The sequence below is a fragment of the Pseudoalteromonas ardens genome (assembly GCF_030125445.1).
Taxonomy (GTDB): Bacteria; Pseudomonadota; Gammaproteobacteria; order Enterobacterales; family Alteromonadaceae; genus Pseudoalteromonas; species Pseudoalteromonas ardens.
The window spans coordinates 41,293-65,122 of record NZ_JASJUV010000007.1 but is presented as its reverse complement, the minus strand read 5'-3'; the positions used below and the strand labels follow the sequence as shown (position 1 = coordinate 65,122).

Genomic DNA, 23,830 nt, shown 5'->3' with positions numbered 1-23,830 from the left:
TTTAGATTCATTTATGAAGATGGCCGTGCAGCACACTGAGTATCAATGAATGCATTTATGCCCTCGTAATAATATTGCTTGCCAAGCTCGGGCCGTTGCTTAATTGCCTTGCCCAGTGCTGTCAGCAAAGTGTCCGGATTCCAGGCTTGCAAACACTGACCATCAACCCCGTGCGGTGGATTCAGTTTGAGTGCATCAAGAAAGCCAAATAAATAGCCCTGGCAACCCTGTCTGAGTGCACTGTGCTGCTCAGAACGACAGTCATCGACAAAGTGCATAAGCCGACTTGGCTGATAAGCTTCACTATGAAAACATACCCAGGCCAACATAAAAATTACACTTACCCACACATTAGGCTCCCTCGCATCTAAGTGCGTATCGGCTGCATAATGGCCTTACTATATCACAGACCCCTGCCAGTGGGGGTCATAAATAAGACGTTAAAAATTCACAACGTTTACATTCTAAATACACTTGTTCCCCGGATAATCCCGCGTTTCGCTTAATTACCAAGGAAACTACTATGACCTATTCTCTGCGAATACTGTCTCTGGGTCTGGTGCTGGCGCTCGGTCAGGCTCACGCCCACACCGAGGGACTGGCAGTCCACCCCTATTTGCAATCTGCAACCCCGACCAGCATCTGGATAAAATGGGAAACCAGCAGTGGTGATGAGTCCATTATAGAATGGGGCACCACCGCTGAGCTGGGCCAACAAGCCAGCGGCACCAGTGAAACCGGTTATCTGCTGAGTCGCATCCATGAGGTCCAATTAACGAACCTTGCACCGGATAGCGTTTACTTTTACCGGGTCAGAACCGGCGATACTTACAGTCATGTTCACCAGTTCAGAACCCCACCGCTGGCATCTGCAGAAAAAAGCAGCCGCATTCTGGCGGTCAGCGATATGCAACGAGACTCGGGGAACCCGGGCAAATTTGGTGAGATCATTAACCAGGGTGTATTGCCTTATGTGCAACAGGCACTCGGACTTGAGTTACACGATGGCCTGAATATGACCCTGATCCCCGGCGACTTAGTCGACAATGGTCAGGATTACAACAGCTGGCGCACCAGCTTCTTTTCACCCATTGCAGCGCTGGCCAGCTCAGTGCCGCTGTATCCTGCCCCCGGCAATCACGAGCGTGACACTCCAACCTACTTCAAATACTTCCGGCTGCCAGAAAACGGCACACCCGGCTATGAAGAGCATTGGTGGTATCAGGACCATTCCAATATCCGGGTGCTGTCACTCGACACCAATACCAATTACCGTATTGATGAACAGCTCATCTGGCTGGACAAAGTGCTGGCCGAAACCTGCCTGCGTGCGCAAACCGATTTTGTCTTCGCGCAGATGCACCACCCACATAAATCTGAAATGTGGATTGCTGGAGAGACCGATTACAGCGGTAAAATTGTTGAACGTCTTGAGGCCTTTTCAACGCGCTGCAACAAACCGAGCATTCACTTTTTTGGCCACACTCACGCCTACTCTCGCGGCACCAGCCGGGATCACAATCACACTATGGTGAATGTGGCCTCCGCCGGTGGCAACCTGGATTACTTTGGCGAGTTTGCCCAGCGCGACTACACGGAATTCTCAGTCAGTGAAGACGAATATGGCTTTGTAGTGGTGGATGTTACTGCCGGTGATGACCCGGCCTTTGAGCTCAAGCGCATTTCAATGGGTGATGAACAAGTGCCACTGAACAGTCAGATCAAGGACACCCTGACTGTAAGATTAAACAACACGGCACCGTTTACGCCTGCAATATTGGCTCCCACAGGACAAGTCCCGGCCAGCTGTGCCAACGCAGTTGCAACCTTATTTGCAGATCCCGATAAAGATCTGTTTGGTGCTGCGCACTGGCAATTGAGCAGTCATTGCGATGACTTCAGCCAGCCGCTGATCGATACCTGGTATCAGCATGAGAATATCTGGGATGGGGTTGATACCCGTGCAGGCCTTGCACCTAACCGCTTTGCATTGGGCCAGCTGACACCTGGTGCGCAGTATTGCGTCCGCATGCGCATGCGAGACCGCTCGCTGGCCTGGAGTGACTGGTCACAGCCACACTCATTTACCACCACCGATAGCGCACAACTAACCGACAACCTGTTACTAAACCCGGGGGCAGAACTGGGCACCGACAGCTGGCTAGGTGACGGGCCGTTGGAAAGCCTGACAGATAAAGCCTGTGGTTCCGTTTCTCCTTATCAGGGTGAACGCTTCTTTGCCGTCGGTGGTGTTTGTGATAATGAACGCCAAAGCGGACGCGCATATCAGCGTGTTGATGTCAGCAACTGGGCTGCCAGTATTGACAATGGCACCCTAAAAGCCCTGTACTCGGGCATGCTACGTAGCTGGGGTGGCAGCGATATTCCCGCGTTTGCCCTTGAATTTCGTGATGCAGATCTGGCGCTGTTGAGCAGCACACCCGAAGTTAAAGGCGGGACTGCCAGCTGGCAGGCCTATGTCCAGGAAGCGCCGCTGCCCACCAATACCCGTTATATTGATTTCGTCCTGACAGGCCAGCGCACCAGTGGTACCGACAATGACAGCTATTTTGACAATTTAGCACTCAAGCTGGCCGAGCAAAGTGACTGCGCCACAGTGTCGGATCAGGGACCTGCTGGCGTGGCAGAAGAATACATTACCCAGCAACCCGGCGATTCAGCTAACCTGCTGCAAAACCCAGGCGCTGAAGCCGGTATTCAGGGCTGGAGCGGCGCCGGTCCGGTGGAATCCTTGACGGCTCAACAATGTGACTCTATTCCCCCTGCGACAGGCGAGCGATTTTTTGCCGTGGGTGGCGTGTGTACAGGCGAATCGGCTCAGGGCCAGATCAGCCAGACACTGTCTGTACAACACTACAGCCGATTAATCGAAGCTGGCCGAGTCAGCGTCAGTTATGGCGGTCAACTTCGCAATTATAGTGGTAAGGATGTGCCAGCCATTCAGCTGCGTTTCCTCGATAACCGCCGACAAAGGGTGAGTGACAGTGAACAACTCAGCACTACAGCTGCACAGTGGACAACCGTATCCGGGCAAACATTGCTACCCAAAGGGACAGCCTATATTGAGTTTGTCCTGCAAGGGACGCGTAATCAGGGCAGCGACAATGACAGCTACTTTGATAATTTGATCTTGCAAATACGTGTTGATTAAGCCATCCGCCGCCGATCCACATCGGCGGCATCTTGAACTTTTCGCATCATGACACTTTTTTGATTGTTTTTTACACTTTCCCGGTCCGGTATCTGATACATTCAATTTGCGTAAAAATCATCCCATTTACGTCCCCTCATTTTATACAACATAAAAAGGAAGTGTTTATGGAACACAATAAAAAGCAATCAGGCGAACATATCGCCACCTCACGACGTCAATTTCTCAAATCATCACTGGCTATGGGCGGTGCCGTCGGTGCAGCCCCTCTCATGCTCAGCAATCCCGCTGCCGCCAGTCCTCAGTACGGTCAGTATCACAAAGTGTATGCCGACGACCCCAGATATCTCTCTATGCTGACCGGTTCTAACCTGAGGTTTCCCAATCAGCCAGGCTACATCGCAGCATGCAGCTCTGCCCATGAAGTGTACATGGCAGCCAGGGAGGCCCTGGCAAATAACCTCAGGCTCACAGTGCGCTCTGGGGGACATTGCTATGAAGGCTTTGTGGTGAATGATCAGGGTGTGGTTATTGACCTCAGCAATATGGATCGAGTCTATCGCAGTGATGATCACTATGTTGTTGAAGCAGGGGCTTCTTTAGGACATACCTATAAAACCCTGTTTAAAGAATTTGGCGTGATCATCCCAGGCGGCTCCTGCTTTGGCGTCGGTGTTGGTGGTCACGTTTGCGGTGGCGGGTTCGGTATTCATTCCAGACAATACGGACTCAGCAGTGACTACCTGGTGGGGGTAGAATTAATCACCTTTGATCAATGGGGCGGACAGGCCAACTATCCGCGCAGCTATTTTAAAGGTCAATCAGCAAAAGCTGACGAAATCGTCTGGGCACATCAAGGTGGTGGGGGAGGCAACTTCGGCATAGTCACTAAATATTTCTTTAAAGACCTGCCCCCAGTGCCGGCATATATCCACCTACAGGAAATTGCCCTGCCCTGGCACTTGTTCGATTACGACCAGTTCGCCCAGCTACTGCGCAATTATGGCGAATTCTGGTATGCACATAACGGCCCCGATAGTCGGTTTAATGCTTTGCACACGTCGATGGCATTACCCAACTCAGTAGCTGGCAGCGGCGACATTCGACTATCCCTGTATTGTAGTGGTGACCCAGCCCTGATTGATGAGTTTATCGATGCCTTGTTTACCCCAGAGCAACTCACGGAGGCAAAAAAGGGACTACGTACCACCAATCATATGGGCTTGCAGGAACAGGAAAACGCCCCTCAGCGTCCGGTGCCGCCGGGCAGTTATTTTAGCATGCCCTGGTGGTATGGCACTCAGTATGGCGCTGGGACACTGGTTGGCGCACGAGGCAAGAATAAATCGGCTTATATGAAACAGCCTTTTCCCGACGCACAAATTCAAACACTCTGGCAAACATTGCGCCATGGCGACTATCTGAGCCCAGGCGGTATGTTGCAGCTATCTTCTTATGGCGGCCAGATAAACGCGTTATCGGACACCGACACTGCCGTTTCCCACCGCGATTCCATTATGAAACTGCAGTATCAGACTTACTGGTTTGATGCCGCCCAGGACCCCTACCATATTGGCTGGATCAATGGCTTTTATCATGCCATGTACGGCGCTAAAGGGCCGCTGCCCGACGAGGTGATGGATGGCTGTTATGTGAATTATGCCGATGTCGATATCCCGAATTGGCAGCATTTATACTACAAACACAATTATGCCAGGTTACAGCAACTAAAACGTCAGCTGGACCCAGAAAATCAACTGCATCATGCTCAATCTGTCGAACTGTAAGTCTTACGACTTGCGTTACGCTCAGAGAATTTACATTTAACGTTATAATAACTAATGTTGAGCCCAGCCAATCATCGCGGGCTCACTGAAAAAAACTACCCAAAATATTAAGTTGCACAACAAATATCCAAAAGCCTTGTTGACTCTCCCTCACTCAAATGTAAATATTGCTGCGCATTTAATGCAAAAATAAAAAATAAGGAAATAACAATGAAACTTAAAATATCTAAAAAGAAACTTAAAAGTTTATCGAAAGACCTGACAGCTATCCCGGCAACAAAAACAGCCGAAATCGCCGGTGGTGATAAATACTCTCTCTATCGTGAGTGCATCCATACTATGGTTGTTCAATGTGGTTCTTTCACTTGTCCATCACGTCCAAACAATACGAACTGCGGTACAGATACCTGTCACTAAGCTTTAAGTTATGATGCGACTCAGGTCGCATCATTTTATCTCCCCCAATGCAGCTTATCCGCTGTCACAAAGCACGAGCCCGGCAGCATGCGTTCCAGACCAAGCTTACGGCGTCTATTGTTTTGCTTGCTGCATATAATCGAGCGTAAATTCCGTCAGCGCCCGCGTGCCCAGCTTAAACGATGATTCATCGGCCATAAAATAAGGGGAATGATTACTGGCCGCATTTCTGGGGTCGATGCCTTTTGCTGTTCCGCCCAGAAAAACAAACAATCCGGGTACTTCCATGGCGTAAAATGAGAAGTCTTCGGCCCCCGTCACCTTAGGCATTTCAATCATGCCCTGTGCACCAAACACCTTCTCCAATGTCGGTAACATTTGCTCGGTCAGAGCCGGATCATTCACGGTTACCGGATAACCCTCGATGATATTCACTTCTGCGGTGTTACCAGAAGCCTGTGCGATGTGCTCTGCAGTGTGGGTAATTTTATCGAAGATCTGTGCCCGGTTATCCATGTCAAAATTACGAATGGTCCCCACCATATTCACCTCTTCGGGAATAATGTTATTGCGCACCCCACCGGCGATTTTGCCAAATGACACAATGGCTGGCTCTTTGGTGATATTGATCTGACGGCTGACGATATGATTCACCCCGGAGACAATTTGCGCAGCAGCGGCAATGGGGTCGGCACCTGCCCAGGGTGTAGAACCGTGAGTTTGCTCTCCTTTCACACTGATCTCAAAGCGATCGGCACTGGCCATAGTCGGACCACTGCGATACCCCAGCTGACCGACATTGAGCTTAGAGGTAATGTGTAAACCAAAGGCCACTTCCGGCTGATACTTTTTAAAGATCCCCTCTTTAAGCATTAACTCCGCTCCACCCTCTTCTCCTTGTGGTGCGCCTTCTTCAGCTGGCTGGAAGACAAACATCACGTTACCAGCCAACTCACCACGCATCCCTGCAAGCACCTCAGCGGCGCCCATTAACATGGCGACATGGGTGTCATGCCCACAGGCATGCATGATGCCAACATCCACCCCACGGTAATTAGTCCTCTTAGTCGATTTAAATGTCAGGTCGTTCTTCTCGGTCACCGGCAGTGCATCCATATCGGCACGCAACATGACGGTGGGGCCGGGCTTAGCACCTTTCAATATCCCTACCACACCGGTATAAGCAATCCCGGTTTCCACTTCCATGCCCAGAGATTTTAGGTGTTTGGCCACCTTAGCTGCGGTTCGCACCTCCCGGTTACCCAGCTCCGGGTTCTGGTGAATATCCCGACGCCACTCAATCACTTTAGGTTCAACCTGTTTCAGCAAACTGGCATGATCCGATGCCAGGGCAGGCATGCTCAATGCGCCCAGAATCGACGCCAGACTCAAACTCAGAATAGATTTGTTCATTTCCCTTCCTTTTATATTTTTTATTAGTCACCAATCAAAATAACAGACAAAACTATTAGGAGAAGATATTTGCGACAGAGCCTGGATGAGCGCGATGAGCTAAGTAAAGTTGCAATCGAACTTTGACTGTATTTAATGCCACTCAGTCGCTGCTGATAACAGCGAGTGGCACAAAAATAGAGTACACCCAACCTCATAGCATTTGCACTGTACAGAAACGTGGATGACGACATCATCCTTATTGGTTGCCGTCACCAATGCGGCAAAAGGCTAAAATAATAGGCAATAAAACCCCTGTTATTGCAGGTTCACCAAGCACTCGATTGCTACTCCTGCACGGGGGTGCAGCGATTCAATTCAATAGTGTGCAGGTCATTCATCCATGAATCGCTAAATGGCGCGCTCGCCAGAGTCGGCGCCTGTTGCCAACAGCGCTTAAACAGCATGACTGTTCATCGTTTACCTCTGAAAAAGCAGTACTTTTGTGGGTGATATTGTTTCGCCCAAACGCCAATTTGCGGGCCTTACCTGCTGACGCCTTATGTGATGCGTACAAAAAAAGCACTAAATAATTTTAAAAAAAACGCGTCATTAAACAAAAAAGACACACAAAAGAAAAGAAACAAACTTAATATTAACTAGATTTAACACTCGAAAAAACAAGGCCATAACGGTCAAAACACTAAAACTCAACAATAAAAAAGGAATTACAATGCATAAGAAGCATCAACTCGCCGCGACCATAACCGGCATTTTGTTTACTACACTGTCCAGTGCATCTGCGTTGGCACAGGTTGTTCACCCCAAACTGATGGCAGCTCCCGCTAAAAGTCAGGTCGTAGAAAACAGTTACATTGTTGTTTTCGAGACCCCAAAAACCATTGCGGCTGACTCGTTCAGTGCAAAATCCGACTTTACCAAAGTGCAGAGCCAACAACTGGCAAGTCAGCATAATGTAACCCTGGAAAAAACCTTTTCCGCCAGCCTGAATGGCGCCCTCGTGACAGCGTCAAAAGAGCAACTGGCTTTATTACTTGCCGACCCAGCTGTTGCCTTCATTGAGCCCAACCAGGTCGTCCAACTAGATACACACATCAGTGCAACACAGCAGGACGCAACATGGGGTCTGGACAGGATAGATCAACGTCAACTGCCGCTCGACTCGACTTATGTATACAACTACACAGGTTCCAATGTCACTGCATACGTGCTGGATACAGGTATACAGTTTGATCACGCAGAGTTTAATGGCCGCGCGGTGAGTGGATTTGATTTCATCGATAACGACAATAACGCCGCTGACTGCCATGGTCATGGTACACACGTTGCTGGGACGATAGGCTCTGAAACCTTTGGGGTAGCCAAAGACGTGAATCTGGTTGGTGTCAGAATATTTAACTGCCGGGGAGGTAGTACGACAGCAACCATCCTCGAAGGTGTTGAATGGTTAACCGCTAATGCAAACTTACCTGCGGTGGCAAACATGAGTTTCCGTACTCCCGTCAGTGCTGCGTTAAACAATGCAGTTCAAGCCAGCATTAACGCCGGTATCTCTATGGTCGCAGCGGCCGGTAACGACGATGATAATGCCTGTAATATTTCGCCTGCAAGTGCCCCGAATGCGATCACTGTAGCGGCATCAACAAATCAAGACACAAGAGCCTGGTTCTCCAACTTCGGTAACTGTGTTGATATTTTTGCACCTGGTCAGGACATTACCTCTGCATGGATCAATGATGGCACCAATACTATTGATGGCACCTCAATGGCTGCACCTCATGTAGCAGGGGTTGCGGCACTGCATTTACAACAATCGCCTGACTTAACTCCTGCTCAGGTCACTGCCAGAATCATTGGCGATTCAACGACTAATGAGATTGGCGATCCACAGGGCTCTCCTAATCGACTGCTGTTTTCTATCCATGAGACACAACAACCACCTTATAGCCAGTGGGTCGGCTCATATGGTTACAATGCCGGTGGCTGGCGTGTTGAAAATCATCCTCGCATGATGGCCGACGTTAACGGTGATGGTAAAAAAGATGTCGTCGGGTTTGCCAATGCCGGTGTGTACGTTTCACTGTCGGATGGTACTTCGTTCTCATCACCAAGACAGTGGGTTAACAGCTTTGGCTATAGCGCCGGTGGCTGGCGAGTCGAAAATCACCCGCGTATGATGGCCGATGTAAACGGTGATGGCCGTGACGACGTGGTTGGCTTCGCCAATGCCGGTGTTTACGTATCTCTGTCAACAGGCAGCAGTTTCACAGCACCTCAGAAGTGGAACAGTGGTTTTGGTTATACGGCTGGAGGATGGCGTACTGATAAACACCCTCGGATGATGGCGGACGTCAATGGCGATGGTAAGCAAGACGTAGTTGGATTTGCCAATGCGGGCGTTTACGTTGCTCTGTCTACTGGCACAAGTTTTAGCGCTGCGAAGCAATGGGTAGGCAGCTTTGGTTATACCGCTGGCGGTTGGCGAGTTGAACAGCACCCGCGTATGATGGCTGATGTCAATGGTGATGGTAAACAAGATGTCGTCGGTTTTGCCAATGCGGGAGTTTACGTCTCTTTGTCCAATGGCTCATCGTTTAGCTCACCACAAAAATGGGTAGGCAGCTTTGGCTATACTGCTGGTGGCTGGCGAGTTGAGAACCACCCTCGTTATATGGCTGATGTTAATGGCGATGGTCGCGATGACGTTGTTGGATTTGCGAACGCGGGTGTGTACGTAGCCCTGTCAACAGGCTCTGGGTTTAGTGCAGCACGTCAATGGGTTGCAAGCTATGGCTATACCGCTGGTGGCTGGCGCGTAGAGAATCATCCCCGTTTCCTGGCTGACGTGAATGGCGATGGCAGACAAGATGTCGTTGGTTTCGCCAATGCTGGTGTCTATATTTCCACTTCAAACGGCAGCAGTTTCTCAGCACCGCAGCGCGTGATTGATAATTTTGGCTATTCAGCCGGTGGCTGGCGTGTTGGACAGCACCCTCGGATGATGGCTGATGTCAATGGCGATGGCACGGCTGATGTCGTCGGATTCGCTAACGCAGGTGTGTACGTCGCACCAATGCAATAACCGGCCTAAAGCAAAACTAAAAAACCCGGCACTGTAACATCGCCGGGTTTTTAGCTGTCTCAGAACGTGTGATTATTTCCCTTCACAACTTAAACAACGGCTTACCCTTACCTCGATATAGCCCAACTGGCGTCAGGCTGGCTGTCCCTTCTGTTACACTAAGTTGATAGTAATTCTGGGTGCATTCAAAAGAAAAAGCATGATTGACTCTGGCGATGAGTTTGCGCTTTTCACCTTGTCCTTTTTGCCCATACAGAACCCCCTCCTCAAACGTCACCTTCAGGGACTGCTGCCCGGCTGACTGATACTCGCCGACTATGGTTTTGGCAAAATGATTCAGTTCTGTATCTGGCAAGGGTTTTGGTGTTATGTTCAGGTACTGCGCGACCATATCCAGCAGTGCAGGGCCCGGATGCAGAGTATCCTGGTTACTCAGGCTAATCGCGTATAAATCAGCTTCTGGGAAATATACTGACATAGCTAAAAACCCGGGGACTCCCCCTTCATGGAAATAGCTTGGCTGCCCGGCCAACGGGCGAAGATAAAACCCATATCCATAAGTGGCCAACGTACCATTGTTAAGCGTCGCGCTGGTGGTCATCGACCGATAAGAAGATGGGCTCACCACTTTGCCAGCTCTCAGGCCATGATGCCAACGGCTCATATCGGCCAGGGTTGTTTCTATGCCGCCGGCAGAATAAATCCAGCTGCGATCAACATGAAATGGAGCAATTGGTGTCCTTTTACTGTCAACTGAGCTATAGCCTTTTACTTCATCGCCTCCTGTATCTTTGGTGAGCACCTGGGAGTTTTTCATTCCCAGTGGCGTAAAGATATGCTGTTGCAGATAGTCTTTGTAGCTTAACCCCGATACCTGCTCGATAATCTTGCCAAGCAGCAGGTAGCCAGTATTGGAATAGGTATGGCCTTCACCTGAAGGGTACAATACAGGTGTCTGTCTAATCTCTGTCAGGATCTGATCTAAAGTGCGATAATGCGCCATTTTGGCGCCAATCTCAGGGCCTTCATTGTAATTCGGTAATCCTGAAGTATGTGACAGAACCCTATCCAGAGTTAATTGACCATAGTCGGCGCTCAATGAGGGGATGAACTTTCCGAGCGGATCCTGGAGTGAGAGCTTATTGCGCTCCGCCAGTTGCAAAATAGCTGCCGCCGTAAATTGCTTAGTGATCGAACCAATCTGAAACACCTGCTCAGTATTCAGTGGCCGTTTACGCTTGATATCAGCAAGGCCGTTTGCACCGCTGTATAGCAGCTTGTTGCCCTGCTCAATACGCACGGCGATCCCAGGTTGATCAGGTTGCGTATAGCACGCCAAAGTGGCATCAAAATCATTTTTATCTGCATGTACACTACAGCTTATTGCCAATCCAATAATGCCAGTATGATACGGCTTAATTCCCATGACGAAGTCCTTGTTATAGTTATTTTTATAGGTCCACCCAAGCTAACATACTGGCCCGACACCCACAATGCTGCGTAGTTTTTAACCGGGTCATATAATGTGGGTGTCTCGAAGATGAAAATGACCCTACAGGTGTTGTTGCTCACAGGAACGCAGTGAGACTTCTAAAGTGAATTCTGCCCTTAACCTGTTCAACGAAAACAACATACAGGACGACCCAGTCCATGGCGATAGCTCGCAGCGCCTTTCAAAATTCAACCGTTCAACCTTGACTTATAGATAAATAGCCGATAAAAATGTTAACGAAGGTACAAAAATAGACCTTTAACACTAAAAATACTGCAAAGGAAATATTGCTATGAAATTAAAAAAGGTGAAACTCAAAAACCTCAGCCCGGCAGCACATAGTCTGCACAATGCCAACACTCCTCATATCGCCGGTGGTGCCGGTGGCTGGTCTAATCTTAACCGCTGCTATACTGATGTGGGTGATATTTGTAAGTTTCCCAAAACGGTGAAACGCTGTATGCCGATGGAGTCAGATAATTCCAGGTGTCCAGAATGTGATGATATGATGTAAAAAGTCACAAAATAATACGAACAACACACACAAAAAACCCGGCCAATTTAAGCCGGGTTTTTAGTTCATTCAGAAGTAACGATTACTTCTTCTTCACTGCCTTTTTGTTAGGCAAGTCAGTGATTGAACCTTCAAAGATCTCAGCCGCCAGGCCGATTGACTCGTTCAGCGTTGGGTGAGCGTGGATAGTCAGAGCTACGTCTTCTGCGTCAGCACCCATCTCAACTGCCAGGCCGATCTCGCCCAGCATTTCACCAGCGTTGATACCAACCATTGCACCACCGATCACGCGACCAGTCTCTTTGTCGAAGATCATCTTAGTCTGACCTTCAGTACGTGCAGAAGCAATCGCACGACCAGATGCAGCCCACGGGAATACCGCAGTTTCGATGCTCAGACCTTGCTCCTTCGCTTCTTTTTCAGTCACACCAACCCATGCGATTTCTGGATCTGTGTACGCGATTGAAGGAATGCACTTAGGATCGAAGTAGTGTTTCTTACCAGAGATCACTTCTGCAGCAACGTGTGCTTCGTGAACTGCTTTGTGCGCAAGCATAGGCTGGCCTACGATGTCACCAATCGCGTAGATGTGGTTTACGTTCGTCTTCATTTGCTTGTCAGTGTTAATGAAGCCACGCTCGTCAACCGCAACACCGGCTTTGTCTGCGTCAAGCAGTTTACCGTTAGGCGTACGACCAACAGCAACCAATACTTTGTCGTAACGTACCTGACCTTCAGGTGCTTGCTTGCCTTCGAACGAGACGTAGATACCGTCTTCTTTCGCTTCAACTGCAACAACCTTAGTAGACAGCATCACGTTGAACTTGTCTTTCACGTACTTCTGGTAAATCTTGATAACATCTTTGTCAGCCGCAGGTACCAGCTGGTCTGCAAACTCAACTACGTCGATTTGCGAGCCCAGTGCACGGTATACTGTGCCCATCTCAAGACCGATGATACCACCACCCAGAACAAGTAGCTTTTCTGGTACGTCTTTCAGCTCAAGTGCGCCAGTTGAATCAATGATACGCTCATCTTGTGGGATGAAAGGCAGGTTTACAGGCTGAGAGCCCGCAGCGATGATGGCGTTGTCGAAGTTTACAGTGGTTGTGCCGTCAGCACCTTCAACTGCGATAGAGTTAGAGCCGGTGAATTTACCGTAACCGCTAACCACTTTCACTTTACGCATTTTCGCCATGCCAGACAGACCGCCTGTCAGCTGACCAATTACAGACTCTTTCCAGCTACGGATTTTGTCCAGGTCGATTTGAGGAGCACCGAAAGTCACACCGTGTGAAGCCATTTCCGCCGCGTCGTCGATTACCTTAGCAACGTGTAAAAGTGCTTTTGAAGGAATACAACCTACGTTCAAGCACACACCACCCAGGGTATCGCGAGATTCGATCAATGTAACTTCTAAACCTAGGTCTGCTGCACGGAATGCTGCAGAGTAACCACCAGGACCACCGCCTAGTACAACAACTTGAGTTTTGATTTCGTTGCTCATGTTATTACCTTAACTATTATTCGAACGGGACTCTACTCGAGTGAGTATCCGCACCCAATTGTGCCTGATCATCGGCAAGCGCTGCCACCAACAACCAGAGAGAGTTTTTTGTTGCGCGAAAGTGTATCATTCGCACCCACAGATGTCCCGCCCAAATATCAGACAGGACAGTAAAAATATGACAAAACCGCACAACCTGGGGTCATGCGGTTTTGCTTTGGCTTACATTACCAGCTGACGAATGTCGCTCAGGTAATTGGCCAGGGTTACAGTAAAGCGGGCTGCCAGCGCACCGTCAATAACACGGTGGTCGTATGAACAGCTTAGCGGCACCATCAGGCGCGGCTCAAACTCTTTGCCATTCCACTTCGGCTTCATCTCAGACTTAGACACACCTAAGATTGCCACTTCTGGCGCATTCACGATTGGCGTAAACGCCGTACCACCAATACCACCCAGGCTTGAGATAGTGAAACACCCACCCTGCATGTCAGCAGCCGTCAGCTTACCTTCGCGGGCCTTCTTAGAGACGTCCATCAGCTCGCGAGACAGCTCGATGATGCCTTTCTTGTTCACGTCTTTGAAGACCGGCACAACCAGGCCATTTGGCGTATCAACCGCCACACCGATGTTCACATACTTTTTCAGGATCAGGCTTTCACCATCTTCTGACAGTGACGAGTTAAAGGTTGGGAACTCTTCCAACGCTTTCGCTGCGGCTTTCATCACGAATACCAATGGGGTGATCTTAACGCCCATTTTCTTCTTCTCAGCCAGCACATTCTGCTCTTTACGGAATGCTTCCAGCGTCGTGATGTCAGCTTCATCGAACTGAGTCACGTGCGGGATCTGAACCCAGTTACGGTGCAGGTTAGCGCCTGAAATCTTCTGGATGCGAGACAGTTTCTTCTCTTCTACTTCACCAAACTTGCTGAAGTCAACTTTTGGCCAAGGGATCAGACCCAGCTCACCGCCACCTGAGTTACCGCCTTTGCTGATCTCGCCAGACTCAACCTTACGAACCAATTCTTTCACATAGTTCTGAACGTCTTCTTTCAGAACACGGTTCTTACGACCTGTGCCTTTAACGCGTGCCAGGTTAACACCAAACTCGCGTGCCAGACGACGTACGACAGGCGATGCATGCGCATAATCATCATTGGCCACAAACTCGTCTTTCGCTGCACTTGGTGCAGGCGCTGCAGCTGGTGCCGCTTTTGCCGCAGGAGCCGGTGCTGCTGCAGGCGCAGCAGGAGCTGATGCTGCAGGTGCCGCTGCCGAAACCGTTTCAAAAACAAAGATCAGCGAGCCTGTTGAGACTTTATCGCCCGCTGCAACTTTGATTTCTTTGACCGTACCGGCAAATGGCGCTGGTACTTCCATTGAGGCTTTGTCACCTTCAACGGTGATAAGCGACTGCTCTTCTTCAATGCTGTCGCCCACTGCCACCATGATTTCAGTGACTTCAACTTCATCGCCACCGATATCCGGTACCTGTACTTCCTGCAAAGAAGGCGTCGCTTCAACAGGGGCTGCCGCTGGTGCGGTTTCAGCTGCAACCGGGGCTGCTGCACCCGCTGTTTCAAATACAAAAACTAAGCTGCCTGTTGCAACTTTGCCGCCAATTTCAACTTTGATTTCTTTGACTGTGCCAGCAAATGGGGCTGGTACTTCCATTGACGCCTTGTCGCCTTCAACGGTGATCAAAGACTGCTCAGCTTCAACACTGTCGCCAACCGCAACCAGGATTTCAGTGACTTCAACTTCGTCGCCACCAATGTCTGGTACGTGAACTTCTTTCACTTCAGCAGTTGCCGGTGCAGGCGCCGCAGCAGCCGGATCTGCTGCTGGTGCCGCTTCAGCAGAAGGCGCATCGCCCGCTGCTTCAAAAACCATGATCAATGAGCCAGTCGATACTTTATCGCCTTCGCTGATTTTGATTTCTTTAACCGTACCCGCTTGCGCAGCAGGCACTTCCATTGACGCTTTGTCGCCTTCAACGGTGATCAGCGACTGCTCTTCTTCTACCGTGTCGCCAACGCTGACCAAAATCTCGGTTACTTCAACCTCATCGGCGCCAATATCTGGTACATGAATTTCGATTGCCATCACTTAGCCTCTTATGCGTAAAGTGGGTTGGTTTTGGTTGTGTCGATATCAAATTTCTTGATAGCGTCTGTTACTACTGATTTCTCAACTTTGCCTTGCTTAACCAGCTCGCTCAGTGCAGCAACGACCACGTAGCCTGCATTCACTTCAAAGTGACGACGCAGGTTTTCACGGCTGTCTGAACGACCGTAACCGTCTGTGCCCAGCACTTTGTATGATTCGCTTGGCATGAAAGCGCGTACCTGATCGGCATAGCTCTTCATGTAGTCAGTGGCCGCGATTGCAGGTGCTTCGCTCAATACCGTTGTGATATAAGGTACTTTTTGCTCTGCATCCGGGTTCAGCATGTTGAAACGCTCAGCGTCCTGACCGTCACGTGCCAGCTCATTGAATGACGTCACAGAGAATACGTCTGATGCAATGCCGTAATCGTCGCTCAGGATCTGTGCGGCTTTACGTACTTCGTTCAGGATGGTACCTGAACCCATCAGCTGTACCTGCGCTTTATCGCCTGCATGGCTTTCCAGCTTGTAGATACCTTTACGAATGCCGTCTTCAGCACCTTCAGGCATTGCTGGCTGATGGTAGTTTTCGTTCATCAGTGTCAGGTAGTAGAAGATGTTTTCCTGCTCAGGGCCGTACATACGACGGATACCGTCTTGCAGAATAACCGCGACTTCAAACGCGAACGTTGGATCGTAAGAAATACAGTTAGGGATAGTGCCCGCTTGAATGTGCGAGTGACCATCTTCGTGCTGCAAACCTTCACCGTTAAGCGTTGTACGACCTGCTGTTGCACCTAGCAAGAAGCCACGTGCCTGCTGGTCGCCCGCCATCCACGCCATGTCGCCAACACGTTGGAAACCGAACATAGAGTAGTAGATGTAGAACGGGATCATTGGCAAGTCATTGGTGCTGTAAGACGTTGCCGCAGCCACCCATGAAGACATTGCACCCAGCTCATTGATACCTTCTTGCAGTACCTGACCAGACGTGGCTTCTTTGTAGTAAGAAACGATATCGCGATCCTGAGGTGTGTAGTTCTGACCGTGCGGGTTGTAAATACCAATCTGACGGAACAGACCTTCCATACCGAAAGTACGCGCTTCATCGGCAATAATAGGCACGATGTTTTTGCCTACGCCTTTGTCTTTCAGTAGGATATTCAACGCACGGACATAGGCCATGGTGGTTGAGATATCACGCTTTTGCTCTTCAAGCAGCGGCTTGAATGCATCCAGCTCTGGCAGCGTCAGTGCTTCTGTGAAATTAGGTAAACGCTGTGGCGTGTAACCGTGCAGTGATTTACGACGTGCATGCAGGTATTCATACTCTGCAGACCCTGCTTCCAGTGTCAGGTAAGGCAGGTCTTTAATTTGCTCGTCAGATACCAGGTCTTCCAGGCCCAGACGTGAACGCAGGTGCTCAACGTGCGTCATGTCCATTTTCTTCACCTGGTGGGCGATGTTTTTACCTTCCGCCGCTTCACCCATGCCGTAACCTTTTACAGTCTTAGCCAGGATCACCGTCGGACGACCTTTGGTGTCTTGTGCCGCTTTGAATGCAGCAAACAGTTTAGAAGGCTCATGACCACCACGCTTCAGCGCGAAGATTTCTTCGTCTGTCATGTCAGCAACCAGTGCCGCAGTCTCCGGGTAACGACCGAAGAAGTGCTCACGTACATACGCGCCATCTTTGGCTTTATACGTCTGGTAGTCGCCGTCAATGGTTTCATTCATCAGCTGCAATAGCTTACCTGTGGTGTCTTTCGCCAGAAGCTTATCCCAGCCTGAACCCCACACGACTTTAATCACGTTCCAGCCAGCACCTTTGAACAGGCCTTCCAGTTCCTGAATGATCTTACCGTTACCCATTACCGGGCCATCCAGGCGCTGTAAGTTACAGTTGATCAGGTAACACAGGTTATCCAGCTTCTCACGGGCCGCGAAAGAAATCGCACCACGAGATTCCGGCTCATCCATTTCACCGTCGCCCAGGAAGGCATAAACACGCTGCTCGGCAGTGTCTTTCAGACCACGACCATCAAGATATTTCAGGAAACGTGCCTGATAGATAGACGCGATTGGACCCAGGCCCATAGATACGGTCGGGAACTGCCAGAATTCAGGCATCAGTTTAGGGTGCGGGTAAGAAGACAGACCTTTACCGTCTACTTCCTGACGGAAGTTGTCCAGCTGTTCAGCAGTCAAACGACCTTCAACGAATGCACGGGCATAAATGCCTGGTGAAATGTGACCCTGATAGTAAACCAGGTCGCCACCGTCTTTTTCATTTGGCGCACGGAAGAAATGGTTGAAACACATTTCATAAAATGCAGCTGACGACTGGTACGACGCCATATGTCCGCCCAGCTCCAGATCTTTCTTGGAAGCGCGCAGTACGATCATGATCGCATTCCAGCGGATGATAGAGCGAATACGACGCTCCAGATTCACATCCCCCGGATAGGCAGGTTCCTGATCTGCCGGGATAGTGTTGACATAGTTGGTCGTAATGCCAGTTGGCATATCAACGCCATCCAGACGCGCCTGCTCAAGTACCTGCTCAAGCAGGAATTGCGCGCGCTCTACGCCTTCTTCTTTTACAACCGACTCAAGCGCCTGCAACCACTCTTGGGTTTCTAGCGCGTCTACGTCAAATTTATTGACTTCAGACATATGGAGTGTTCCTTATGTTTAAAATACGAATTTATTCTATAGCGTTAGCTTATGGCTCTGTTTATCTATTACTGCGCTTTAGTGCGACGCAAACTGCGCTCAATACGCGACCGTTCTCGTCCAGCTTCCAGCAACGCCTCTTCGATAAAGGCTAAGTGTGCGTTACTGGCCAGTCGTGCCTGCTCTGGCTTGCCTTCGATCACCGCGTTTTTTAACACTTCGCGATGATGAGCAAGCTGTTCACTGGCATCCGGCTTTTGCACCAGCACTGTTAAGTTCTGCAATACATTTTGTTCCAGTAAAGATTGCATACCACGCATCAGATGCAGCAACACCACGTTGTGTGATGCTTCTGCTACGGTAAAATGGAAGGTGTTGATGGCTCTGGCTTTTTGCACCAGATCATCACCAACACTGGCAATGTCATCAAAGCTCTGTTCCACTTTATCGAGATCGGTTTGTGTGCCACGCATGGCCGCATAATAAGCTGCAATGCCCTCCAGGGCATGACGAAACTCCAGTAAATCAAATTGTGACTCGGGATGTTTACTGATCAACTCAAATAGGGGATCAGTCAGACCTTCCTCAAGCTGATTTTTCACATAAGTACCGCCACCCTGACGTCGGGTAACCAGCCCTTTTGCTTCAAGCTTTTGAATTGCTTCGCGCAATGATGGGCGCGACACTTCAAATTGCTTGGCCAGCTCACGCTCCGGCGGCAGCTTTTCACCTGGCATCAACGACCCTTCGAGGATCATATTTTCCAGTTGTTCCAGAATCACATCTGATAGTTTCGCTGCTTTTATCTTTAAAGACATTGATTAAACGCCGAGTTTATTGGTGAAACCCCAAGCCAGCTGTACTTACTCTGCCCGTCAAAACTCAGGCAAGGCGCTGATCCAGCTCACTCTTTACTTAAACAGATCCGGTAAGCCCAACCCTAAAGGTAAATTGGTCATACCAAATTTGTGCACTACGTTATCAAAATCAAGCGCAACTGTCAAAAATCGGCGCTTTGCGGCTAAAAGTAATACAGAAAAGCCCTAGCGAAGTGTCTAAACTTTATACAAGTTAAATGATTTAAAAAAGGAAAATAAAATGGTCAGACCAGATAGAAAAACCAATCATAGGGTTACGTCATACTGACCCAGGTGACAAACGTGTAAGAGTATACAAGTAGAGGAAGACGCTATCTGGTTATGAACAGGATCCGCGTGAGGAAGACGTAAACTATCAGAACGTCAGAAGGATGAGGCACTGGCAAGCTGACATTTTCAGCAGCCAGTGCGTTGTCTGGTTAGGCACTAATGCTCAAAACGGTCACTCTGGGATAACCGGACGTGCTCGGATAATAACGGATCCAAGTTTTTTTCCCTGACAGAGCCGCAGCCAGTGCAATAGAAACCCATGCATCGGTCTTCGCATCACCTACTTTACCCAGTTCAAGCCAGTTATCGTGGGACTCGATACGGATCAAAGCAAGGCCGCCCGAGTTAACATACACTTTGGTCACTTTTGGGTAGGTATCTACGTAGCTATTGGCCTGTGCTTTAAAACCAGTCACAGATAAGATGATAAGTGCGAGTACTAAAACTATATTTTTCATTATTAGATTTCCTTGTTTGTTACAATGTGCACCACGTTATTATGTGCACCGAGACTATACGTTCCCGTGCCTATTAAATCAACAAAAAATCAAGATAAACCACTTACATTTCAAAAACTTGAATTTTAGGTTGTGTAAAACATCATCTCTGATACAAGGCACAAAATAATATCTGTTTAGCGCTGTGTGTGGTAAGGTCCGTCCCGAAGCTAATAACAAAGGAAATACAATGAAAAAGCTATTAACAGCAGCGTGTTCGCTACTTCTTTCCGGTCAGGTATATGCTGCAGGGGCAACGTCCATCGGTAAGATAGATATTATGTATGTGAACAATGGCTGGACCATGGTTCATGGCGAAAAAATTAAAGGTAATCCGAGTAACTGTTCTGACTCTACCTATTATGCAATTGTCCCCTCTCACCCCAACTATGACGCATTGCATTCGACATTGCTTGCCGCTAAGTTAGCTGGTACTAATGTCAACTTTTATGTCAGTGGTTGCTCGGGCCAAAACAATAAATATCCCAGAATTACGAGTATTTGGGTACGCTAAGCCGACTTTCAGGGCTGGTCTAAGAATCGACTTTCAAGCATTCACAGTACCTGCATATACTCAGCTCAATACAGTGGGAGTGTCTCTAGCTCCCCATTTTTAATAATGCAACAACCGATACCAGCCCCCAGACTCTGAATCCATTCATGTTTCATCAGCTTTAGCGACATTGACAGTCAATTCCTGAACATTCATTTAACCAGATCACATTCATAGTTCATACCCCGAGGTGACGACTAAAAACAGTTGCAAGCAGGTAAGCTCACTCACCGCAACGACACAACATGAACCTTTTTCAGGTAAAACATATTTCAAACTCGCCTCGCGATGGGATAATGTAATCAACACACCAAAAAATTAACAATAAATATTCAACAACTGAAAAGGAATGTCATGAAAGGCCCACTAATCGCCGTTACTGCACTCACCCTGGCCAGTACCAGTCAGGCCGCTGAGTTGACCCAATCTGACTTTAACCGCTATCTGGATTTTAACTGGGGCAAGTGCCCGGCGCAGTTTCAATCCGCAGATGGCAAGAACACCTGTACGCTGGCCGACGTGCCACTCAACTGGCAGGCACCCGACGATAAAAAAATCTCTGTGCTGGTCTCTAAATACCCTGCTAAATCAGGCACCAGCAAGGGACAGATATGGCTGTTACAGGGCGGACCCGGTGGATCAGGCAGCTTTTTTGCAAAACAACTGGGCACCACCTTGGCGCCTTTTACCGAACACTACGATTTATTCGTACTGGAACACCGTGGTGTGGGCTGGTCTACTCACCTGGCCTGCAGTAATCCGGTTGTCAGCGATTATGCTCAGTATGCCCAAACTTGTTTTGATGATCTCCATCAGCAATGGGGCGACGGCCTGTTTGAGTTTAATACCACAGCAGCAGCGCGGGACCTGGATTATGTGATCGGCAAAAGTAAGGTGCGAGACTGGCAACCCAGTTATGTGTATGGTGTCTCTTACGGCACGCTGTGGGCACAAAGATTCAGCCAGGTTGCCCCAACCGGTGCTCAGGCCATTATCCTCGACTCAGTGCTGCCACCAGCCGAATTTGGTAATGACCTGTGGGATGAAAACTTTAACGCGACACTGGACGATTTGCTAGCTTACTGCCAGCTTGATACAGGGTGTCAGACGCGGTTAAATTTCAGCTCGCTGTCGCAGCTAAGACTGCGCCTGAATGACATTTTTACCACTCAGAGCTGCCCGGGACTGGACTTTGACCGCCAGGCACTGCAAATGCTCTCGATCCTCGGCCTGTCACGCTCGGTAGAACAAATACTGATCCCCACGCTACATCGCCTTAATCGTTGCAACAGCGACGACGTAATGGCACTGAATAACCTGCATACTTTTATCTTTAAAGGCCTGGGCAAGCAGATCATGCAACTCCCGGCAAAAGACCCGCTCGGTTTTTCACAGGTAGTCTCAAAGCTCATTACAAACAACGAAATTAATCATGTGCAACGTGATTTGCAAAGTAAGCTGGCTTATTGTCAGGACGCCATTGCCTGTTACCCGGATTTTATGAACTACCGGATACACCTGGACAAGCAGGTTTGGGGTAATCGCTACACTGACCCCTATGTGTATCAACCCATGCACCATTACATGCCCACACTCGCGCTCAATGGCGATTTAGACCCGCAAACACCGCATACTTATATGTCGCTCATCCAAAACGCGTTTACTAACATTAATCAGCGTTATGTTGAGCTTCCACAAACCCATCATGGGGTACTTTTTGTCAGCCAGACCCATGACACCAGTACCAGCACCTGTGGCGCAGAGATCATGAAGAATTTTATTGAAGATATCTGGAGCCAACCGGATACCGGCTGTATCGCGAATTTGCAGGGCCTCAACTTTACCGCTTCCGCAATGGCAAGCCATGTACTGTTCGGTACTCCAGATGCCTTTGACGGCCAGCCTGAGATCATGTCAGAAGCAAACATCATGCAGTTAAAGCAATCTGATCCAGCCGCATTTGCGCAGGCCTACGCCACCTTTATGCCGCTGATAGACTTCTGATTAAATTTATTTGCTACTAACACCATGACTGAAACCGCGTTATCCGGTTTCAGTCATGGGCTCGCAGAGTATATCAAAATCAACGTGATAGTGCTCATCATGACGAACCCAGGATGGTTTTTTAGAAAACTGAATATGGGTTTTCAGATATTCCCCATACTGTGTACTGAACAAGTTTGGCTGTAGTTTAGGATCAAAAAAACGGCAGAATCACACATAGCACGGACTTAGGGCCGTGTTCTCCTAGTGTGGAAGACGTCATACATACCGAGTACAGCTTTGGATACAAAAACACCTGGCGCTCTGACATTGAAATAGGTGCCTGGCGGACCCTAGTTCCAACTAACTTTGATAGTAATGGGGACCAAAAAATAGACGAGATTGGCATTGGAGGCGCGAACCATACTTGGGTGACTCTGGGCCACTTGTGTGATCAGACTCTGATTTCCAGCGTTAAATCCTAGTTTAGCCAAATTTAGGTTTGCTCTTTCAGGCAGATCCAAACCTTCAACGCATAACCCTGTCGGGGTTATGCGTTATTACCAGTCACTATTTATTCACGCAAAAAAGCGACTTCCGCTTTGCTCTTAAGCTGCTCACCCATATTATCAACAAAATCTAGCAGGCTGAGCTTTTCACCAAAATTAAGCATCTGCCCCCTTTTACCCCCTCTTTCTTCCATCAGGGATTTCATATCAATAATATCGGCAAAATTTTCGTTACTAACATCGTACTTGCCCCACCCTTTACTGGAAGGGATCCCGGGGCCCCGCTCCATCTCTGTATACTTCAGGAAAGCATCTTTAACTTCGTTGGCATATTTGACCAGCGCGTCATTACTATTAAGCTTTTCTTCTAACGTCGCTATCTCATCCTCACTCAAATTGCCACTCACTTTCAGCAGCCCTTGCTCGTCTACTGAAAACCCCCAGTTTTTCTTTGCTAACTGTGGGTCGGTCTGTTCAAGCATGCCCATAACTTCATCATAGTGCTCAGCCATTTTGTCAGCTGCATGAAACATATCACCACCAAGATAAAGCTGAGACTCGGCATCAAGCGTTCTCTTGATGGTTTCTTCGGCCGTTTCAACAATCGTTCGCCCTTCCCCAATCACCATAGGACGACTGTAAGTGAGGGTTTGATCTTGCTCGCCGGAACGATGATAAATATCGGTTTCCAATGTGCTCGTTGCAGCATCATTTAGGGGGGATTTCGGGGCTGTTGGCCCATTATGCTGCAGCGGTGACTGTGCCAACACACTTGTATCCACTTTCATAAAAATATCCTTTTAATACATGTGTTTTTTCTTTATCGGTCAGACAGCATAGAAGTTGAGCACGAATTAATCCACCCACCTTTGAGTCTGTAGGATCTGAGTGTTAACGGGGCAAAGGCTTAAGTGCAAGTCTTTTACGTGCAACTCCAGGTAGCAAAGTAACTGATTAAGTGCAGATTTG

16 protein-coding genes are annotated in these 23,830 nt (G+C 48.9%); 7 read left to right on the top strand and 9 right to left on the bottom strand.

Annotation, left to right across the window (positions count from 1 at the left end; translation table 11 throughout):
* Window positions 1–11: 11 nt before the first annotated feature.
* Window positions 12–350, bottom strand: coding sequence for a hypothetical protein (locus QNM19_RS18870; protein WP_156202206.1), 339 nt, complete (start codon window positions 348–350; stop codon window positions 12–14).
* Window positions 351–523: 173 nt separating this feature from the next.
* Between QNM19_RS18870 and QNM19_RS18865 the strand changes: the two genes are divergently transcribed.
* The 3 genes from QNM19_RS18865 (at window position 524) to QNM19_RS18855 (ending at window position 5,376) form a co-directional block, all read left to right on the top strand.
* Window positions 524–3,172: a purple acid phosphatase family protein gene (locus QNM19_RS18865; protein WP_284027087.1), complete on the top strand. Its 2,649-nt coding sequence runs from the start codon at window positions 524–526 to the stop codon at window positions 3,170–3,172.
* 167 nt (window positions 3,173–3,339) lie between these two features.
* On the top strand, window positions 3,340–4,959 hold the full coding sequence (locus QNM19_RS18860) for an FAD-binding protein (protein ID WP_049863801.1): 1,620 nt from the start codon (window positions 3,340–3,342) through the stop codon (window positions 4,957–4,959).
* Between the two features lie 210 nt (window positions 4,960–5,169).
* On the top strand, window positions 5,170–5,376 hold the full coding sequence (locus tag QNM19_RS18855; protein WP_156202204.1) for a hypothetical protein: 207 nt from the start codon (window positions 5,170–5,172) through the stop codon (window positions 5,374–5,376).
* Between the two features lie 114 nt (window positions 5,377–5,490).
* On the opposite strand, the gene QNM19_RS18850 is transcribed toward QNM19_RS18855, so the two are convergent.
* A complete protein-coding gene (locus tag QNM19_RS18850) occupies window positions 5,491–6,735 on the bottom strand; it encodes a M20 family metallopeptidase (protein ID WP_417712664.1) in 1,245 nt (414 codons plus the stop codon).
* 766 nt (window positions 6,736–7,501) lie between these two features.
* On the opposite strand from QNM19_RS18850, the gene QNM19_RS18845 reads away from it, so the two are divergent.
* A complete protein-coding gene (locus tag QNM19_RS18845) occupies window positions 7,502–9,871 on the top strand; it encodes a S8 family serine peptidase (protein WP_284027086.1) in 2,370 nt (789 codons plus the stop codon).
* Between the two features lie 82 nt (window positions 9,872–9,953).
* On the opposite strand, the gene QNM19_RS18840 is transcribed toward QNM19_RS18845, so the two are convergent.
* A complete protein-coding gene (locus QNM19_RS18840) occupies window positions 9,954–11,297 on the bottom strand; it encodes a serine hydrolase domain-containing protein (RefSeq protein ID WP_049863797.1) in 1,344 nt (447 codons plus the stop codon).
* A 358-nt stretch (window positions 11,298–11,655) separates the two neighbouring features.
* Here QNM19_RS18840 and QNM19_RS18835 point away from each other — a divergent pair, with 358 nt between their 5' ends.
* Complete coding sequence (locus QNM19_RS18835) at window positions 11,656–11,877, top strand: hypothetical protein (RefSeq protein WP_058796262.1); 222 nt, start codon at window positions 11,656–11,658, stop codon at window positions 11,875–11,877.
* An 82-nt stretch (window positions 11,878–11,959) separates the two neighbouring features.
* Here the strand turns inward: QNM19_RS18835 and lpdA are convergent, their stop codons facing one another.
* From lpdA to QNM19_RS18810, 5 genes are all read right to left on the bottom strand, one after another.
* The gene (gene lpdA, locus QNM19_RS18830; protein WP_010384093.1) at window positions 11,960–13,384 is read right to left on the bottom strand and encodes a dihydrolipoyl dehydrogenase; all 1,425 of its coding nucleotides are present in this window, start codon (window positions 13,382–13,384) and stop codon (window positions 11,960–11,962) included.
* 222 nt (window positions 13,385–13,606) lie between these two features.
* Window positions 13,607–15,493 (bottom strand): pyruvate dehydrogenase complex dihydrolipoyllysine-residue acetyltransferase, encoded by a 1,887-nt coding sequence (gene aceF / locus QNM19_RS18825; protein WP_049863796.1) that lies wholly within the window; start codon window positions 15,491–15,493, stop codon window positions 13,607–13,609.
* An 11-nt stretch (window positions 15,494–15,504) separates the two neighbouring features.
* Entirely contained in the window at window positions 15,505–18,171 is a 2,667-nt protein-coding gene (aceE, locus tag QNM19_RS18820; protein ID WP_049863795.1) for a pyruvate dehydrogenase (acetyl-transferring), homodimeric type, read from the bottom strand.
* 68 nt (window positions 18,172–18,239) lie between these two features.
* Complete coding sequence (gene pdhR / locus QNM19_RS18815) at window positions 18,240–18,989, bottom strand: pyruvate dehydrogenase complex transcriptional repressor PdhR (protein ID WP_010384087.1); 750 nt, start codon at window positions 18,987–18,989, stop codon at window positions 18,240–18,242.
* A 479-nt stretch (window positions 18,990–19,468) separates the two neighbouring features.
* Window positions 19,469–19,777, bottom strand: coding sequence for a hypothetical protein (locus tag QNM19_RS18810; protein WP_284027085.1), 309 nt, complete (start codon window positions 19,775–19,777; stop codon window positions 19,469–19,471).
* Between the two features lie 229 nt (window positions 19,778–20,006).
* On the opposite strand from QNM19_RS18810, the gene QNM19_RS18805 reads away from it, so the two are divergent.
* Window positions 20,007–20,330, top strand: a complete 324-nt coding sequence (locus tag QNM19_RS18805) for a hypothetical protein (protein ID WP_049866350.1) — start codon at window positions 20,007–20,009, stop codon at window positions 20,328–20,330.
* 393 nt (window positions 20,331–20,723) lie between these two features.
* The gene (locus tag QNM19_RS18800) at window positions 20,724–22,373 is read left to right on the top strand and encodes an alpha/beta fold hydrolase (RefSeq protein WP_049866349.1); all 1,650 of its coding nucleotides are present in this window, start codon (window positions 20,724–20,726) and stop codon (window positions 22,371–22,373) included.
* 553 nt (window positions 22,374–22,926) lie between these two features.
* On the opposite strand, the gene QNM19_RS18795 is transcribed toward QNM19_RS18800, so the two are convergent.
* A complete protein-coding gene (locus tag QNM19_RS18795; protein ID WP_049866348.1) occupies window positions 22,927–23,649 on the bottom strand; it encodes a hypothetical protein in 723 nt (240 codons plus the stop codon).
* Window positions 23,650–23,830 lie beyond the last annotated feature (181 nt).